This is a genomic window from Flavobacterium sp. UBA4854, assembly GCF_002399805.1.
GTDB classification, from domain to species: Bacteria; Bacteroidota; Bacteroidia; order Flavobacteriales; family Flavobacteriaceae; genus Flavobacterium; species Flavobacterium ginsengisoli.
Map to the genome: position 1 here is coordinate 106,627 of NZ_DHEI01000028.1, position 5,190 is coordinate 111,816.

Sequence of the window (5,190 nt, forward strand, 5' to 3'; positions counted from 1 at the left end):
GCATCTTGTGTTCTACTAACAACAGGATTTGTCAACTGAACCGCATCTGTTTTTGGAGCTGTGCTATGTTCAACCATAGGCGCAGGCGGAGCTGGCGGTGGCGGCACAACAATTGGGTCGACGTGTACAATCTTTGGTTCGTAAATCTGAGGTTCTGGCTCAACTTCAACAGGTGAAGTCCTAATTTTACTAATAAGTACCGGTGCACTTCCTAAAGCCGTTATTAACAATAAACCCATAAAGAGAGCTGTAACAGAGTTTTTGGAATTCTCCTGGCGTAATTGATACGCGCCGTATTCTTTGTTTTTGTTCTCGAAAACAAGATCGGTCCACTTGTTTTCATAAATGCTTAATTTAGACATAATTTTTGGGTTTTAAGGTTAAGTAACTTTAAATCATACGCAGAAAAGGTTTAGGGTTGAGCTAACAACGTAGAAGTTGTAGTTTTAATGTTGTGAAAATGTGTTTATTTTAAGAATAAAGGTAAGAATTATTTATTCTTTGATTAAAGATAATAAATTATCTGTTACGTTCAATGATTTCTGCTAATAATTTTTTAGCACGTAAAAGTTTTACTTTGACGCTACTTAAAGGTTCATCAATCTTAGCAGCAATTTCCTGATAAGACATTTCTTGAAAATAACGAAGCTGAATTACTTCTTGATAGTGTGGTTTAAGTTCTTTGATGCATAAGAGCAGACGAGAGAGATTCTGTTCTTTAATTAAAGCATCTTCTGCAGATGGAGTAGGGTCGGCAATGTTGTATGCCTGTTGGTCTTCGTTGTCTGTGATTTCTATAAAAAGATTGGTTTTCTTTTTTCGAAGTAAATCAATATAGACATTTTTTGCAATTGCAATAAGCCAGGTGTTAAACTGAAATTCTGGATTATAAGAAGCTATTTTGTCAAAAGCTTTAGAGAACGTTTCTATGGTAATATCTTCTGCGGTGGTTTCATTTTCGGTTCGTTTGAGCATAAACGAATACACCTCATTCCAATAATGATCTAATAAAAAAGTAAAGGCGATCTGATCGCCTTTTTTTGCTTTTTCTATTTTAGAATTTATTTCCAATATACTGGTTTTGAAAAGATATTAGTTATAAAGATATTAATTTGCGTTAATATAAGCGCTATCTCAACAACTGGAAACCAAATTTTAATATCTTTTTCTTTTAGCTTTCCTGCTGAAAATCCGATTACTGTCCATACAACAGTGTAACGTGTTGCTAAAATTGCTAATACGGCGATCCATTGAAATTGAAACGCTAACAATATTATAACTGACAAAAAGAAAAATAATTGCGAAAGAAAGAACAAGCCTAACTGCATTTTATCAAAAAACTTGTAATGTTCTGCAGTAGAAACATGTCTTCTTTTTTGAGTAAACCATTCCTTGTAAGTTGTCTTAGGTCTTGAATATGTAAAACTTTCAGGTGTATAAGAAATAGTGGTATTTGTTTTATTCGCCGCTTGGTTAATGAACAAATCGTCATCGCCAGAACGAATCTGAATGTGGTCAATAAAACCATTTACATTAAAAAATTCTTCTTTTTTATAAGCAAGATTTCTGCCGACTCCCATGTATGGAAGTCCCATTTTTGCCCAAGAAAAATATTGCATCGCTGTTAAAACAGTTTCAAAACGAATAATTTTGTTTAGAAACGAACGCTCCACTTTCTCATAACCTCCATAACCCAAAACGATAGTTTTGTTCATAGTAAAATGAGAAGACATAGAAGAAATCCAATCTTTAGAATTTGGGAAACAATCTGCATCTGTAAAAAGTAAATAATCTTTCTTTGCTGCTTTTATTCCAAGGGTTAAAGCGTATTTTTTATTTCCCCAAAAAGCCTCATTGTTTTCGACTTTAACCAAACGGATATTAGAGAATTCTTTTTCAAATTCTTCAAAAACTTCAAGAGTTTCATCGCTAGATGCGTCGTCAATTAAAACAACTTCGAAATCTGGATAATCTTGCTGTGCCAAAAGCGGAATGTATTTTTTTACATTCTCTTCTTCGTTTTTAGCGCATACAATTACAGAAACCGGAAGATTTTTAGGTTTCACATGTTGAGGTTTGGCAAAAGCAAATTTTCCAAAAACTCCTAAATAATAAAATAATTGAACTACGACAATAGCAATAAAAAAGTAAAATATGTATATAAGCATCTGATTTATTTGGTTCTATTAATTTCACGTTCTGCGACTGCAAATGTACTTATCAATTCGCTAAATTCAATAACCAAAACCGATTTACTTTCGGCATTTTGACATTTCTTTTGCAACAGCAATAGACTGAGGGTTTTCGGTTTTTTCCAGTTCCGAAATTATATTTTTATAATTGTGATCGTCGCGGTTTTGAGACAGTTTTTTTGTAGCTTGAATTTCTTCAATTTCGATTTCAAAACCAAAGATTCCACGGGCTTCCCGCATAGTTTTTTCAGATAAATCTTCAACACGAATAGGGTTCTTAGAATTCGCTTCGTATTTGTCTACAAGTTTTTTCAGTTGTTCTACAGAAGTTTCATAATCTACAATCTTGATTTTTCCGTAAACATGTACGGCTATGTAATTCCATGTTGGAACATTTTCGTGATCATACCAAGACGATGAAATATAACTGTGTGGTCCTGTAAAAATAGCTAGAATCTGATCGTTTGCTGCAAAACCTTCTGCTTGTGGATTCAGTTTTGAAATATGCCCTTGTAAAATTTCCTTTCCATCAGAATTTAATTCTAATTCTATCGGAATATGAGTTGCGCACAATTTCCCGTTAGTCTGATTAACCAGAATTCCAAAGCTGTTTTCTTTTAAAAAAGCTCTGATTTCCTCAGGATTTTCGTTTTTATATAGGTCAGGTGTGTACATTATTTGTGGTTTAAGAAAGATTTACAAATAAATTTTATGTTTAGTTTTCAGCAACTTCTTTATCTAAATTAAACAATTTTGAATTTACGCTAAAATAAATAAGGAAAAGTCCAATGATGGTAAAAACAATTCCTTCGATTAAACATTGTATGGCAAAATCATCTGAAAGCATTACTCTGATTGGTCTAAAAAGAAGTGAAAATATTTCTTTTCTAAAAAACTTTAATCTTAAAAGAACATACAAGGCGATTGCAAGCAAAATAGTGTTTATAGAAGAAAGTTTACGTTTCCAGTTAAGAAATGTAACGTAGAAAATGCCCATTAAAAGAGCAAAAAAGATCCATATAAAAACACTTGGCCAGAAATTGGAAACATCTTCATTTGTAGGGAATAGTCTGTTCCAATTTTCGGGTTTTTGAAACTGGAATTGATTTTTCATGCAAATGACTTTTTCTGCAACTGAAAATAATCGCAACTGAAAAATGCCATTAATTAGGAAAATCATTCCTATGAATTGAACTAAAAGAATTCCTATGTTTAGTTTTTTCATTAAAGATTTAAAAAATGAAGATTATATTTAAATCACATTAACTTCCGCCTCGATCTGAATGCCGAAAGTTTCAAAAACCGTTTTCTGAACTTCTTTCGAAACCGCTAAAATTTCTTGACCTGTCGCGTTTCCGTAATTTACCAAAACTAAAGCTTGATTTTTATGAACTCCAGCATCTCCAAAACGTTTTCCTTTAAAACCTGCTTGCTCAATCAGCCATCCTGCGGGAACTTTTACTTCTGTTTCTGAAACTTCGTAAAATTTCATTTCTGGGAATTTTTGGTGTATTTTTTCAAAATCAGATTTCAATAAAATCGGATTTTTGAAGAAACTTCCACTGTTGCCTAATTCTTTAGGATCTGGCAATTTACTTTGTCTAATAGCGATTACAGCATTGCTCACATCTTTTAAAGTTGGTTCTGTAATGTTGTTTTTAGCCAATTCAGCCAAAATATCTCCGTAAGATGTATTGATTTTATGATTGCGTTTGGTCAATTTAAAAATAACCGAAGTAATGATATATTGGTCTTTTGCTTCATGTTTGAAAATACTTTCGCGGTAGCCAAAATTACATTCGGCGTTCTCAAAAGTTTTTATTTCCTGAGTTGCAATATTCATGGCTTCACAAGAAATAAAAGTGTCTTTAATTTCCGTTCCATAAGCGCCAATATTTTGCACTGGAGTTGTGCCGACATTTCCAGGAATTAATGACATGTTTTCTAATCCGCCAAAATTGTTGTCTATTGTCCAAAGAACGAAATCGTGCCAAGTTTCTCCTGCTTGACTTTCGACCCAAACAAAATCGTCGTCTTCTTTTGTGATTTTTTTTCCTTTTAAATCGATATGAATAACCAGCGCCTCTATATCTTTTGTTAAAAGCATATTGCTTCCTCCGCCCAAAATGAATTTTTTCTCGTTTTTGTTTTCTGCTAAAACTGTTTTCAATTCGTCAATAGAATGAACCGCAACAAATTGTTTAGCACTGGCTTCAATGCCGAAAGTATTATATTTTTTTAAAGAAAAATTGGATTGGATTTCCATAAATAAAAGGCTTTTTAAGTTCCGAAACTTCGGAAAAATTCTGAGATCAAAAGTAACGATAATAATTTATTTGAGTAGATTTTCTATAAAAAGACTTTTTTCAAAATTTTACTTTATGGCTTCAATAAATCGTTGCATTTCTTTCGTTGTGCCAATGGTAATTCTAGTCCATTTTCCGTTTTCTTCGTAGATTTTTGTTCCTTGTATATTATGGGCTTCTAATTGCTTGAAGAAAAGTTACGATGTAGTTTTTACCGCAAATACACAAAGTTTGCGCAAGGTGCGCTAAGTTTTGTGTTCTTTGCGCAGATTTTTGCGAATTTTGCGGTTAAATTATTTTCTAGAATCAATCAATTCGTGATATTGATCAGCGATAATCTTCATATTGATATTGTAAGTCGCATTTTCCTCTACAAATTTTCTATTTCGAATAATAGCTTGATTTCGCAATTCGGGATTTTCAAAAGACCAAATTAATTCTTCAGCCAGCATTTCGATATTGTCAACTTCAATCAATTGTCCGTTTTCGCGATGGGTAATCCAACTTTGATTTCCAGGAATATCAGAAACAATAGGATAACAATTGCAAGCCATTGCTTCAAACAAAGAGGCAGAAACACCTTCGGTGGTTGGCATACTAATATAAATATTGGATTGCTGGAGTAATTTTGGAAGTTCTGTATTCGGAATTCTTCCTGTAAAAATTACTTTGTTTTCTATTTGGAGTTCTTT

Annotated in this window: 6 protein-coding genes and 1 pseudogene; all 7 read right to left on the bottom strand. The window is 32.8% G+C overall.

Translation table 11 applies throughout. The features are described from left to right. Window positions 1-362 (bottom strand): annotated as a pseudogene (locus tag B3J44_RS03790) (energy transducer TonB); the annotation flags it as partial. A 157-nt stretch (window positions 363-519) separates the two neighbouring features. Then, window positions 520-1,071: an RNA polymerase sigma factor gene (locus B3J44_RS03795; protein ID WP_066033644.1), complete on the bottom strand. Its 552-nt coding sequence runs from the start codon at window positions 1,069-1,071 to the stop codon at window positions 520-522. Further along, a complete protein-coding gene (locus B3J44_RS03800) occupies window positions 1,062-2,168 on the bottom strand; it encodes a glycosyltransferase (protein WP_198858393.1) in 1,107 nt (368 codons plus the stop codon). The genes B3J44_RS03795 and B3J44_RS03800 overlap by 10 nt, the downstream gene beginning before the upstream one ends. Before the next feature lie 84 nt (window positions 2,169-2,252). Beyond that, window positions 2,253-2,867 (bottom strand): FMN-binding negative transcriptional regulator, encoded by a 615-nt coding sequence (locus B3J44_RS03805; RefSeq protein ID WP_286965886.1) that lies wholly within the window; start codon window positions 2,865-2,867, stop codon window positions 2,253-2,255. A 40-nt stretch (window positions 2,868-2,907) separates the two neighbouring features. Further along, window positions 2,908-3,306 (bottom strand): hypothetical protein, encoded by a 399-nt coding sequence (locus B3J44_RS03810; RefSeq protein WP_286965887.1) that lies wholly within the window; start codon window positions 3,304-3,306, stop codon window positions 2,908-2,910. Window positions 3,307-3,444: 138 nt separating this feature from the next. Next, entirely contained in the window at window positions 3,445-4,458 is a 1,014-nt protein-coding gene (gene murB / locus B3J44_RS03815; protein ID WP_286965890.1) for a UDP-N-acetylmuramate dehydrogenase, read from the bottom strand. A gap of 333 nt (window positions 4,459-4,791) precedes the next feature. Continuing rightward, a partial coding sequence (locus B3J44_RS03820; protein ID WP_286965893.1) for a glycosyltransferase occupies window positions 4,792-5,190 on the bottom strand: 399 nt, incomplete at its 5' end.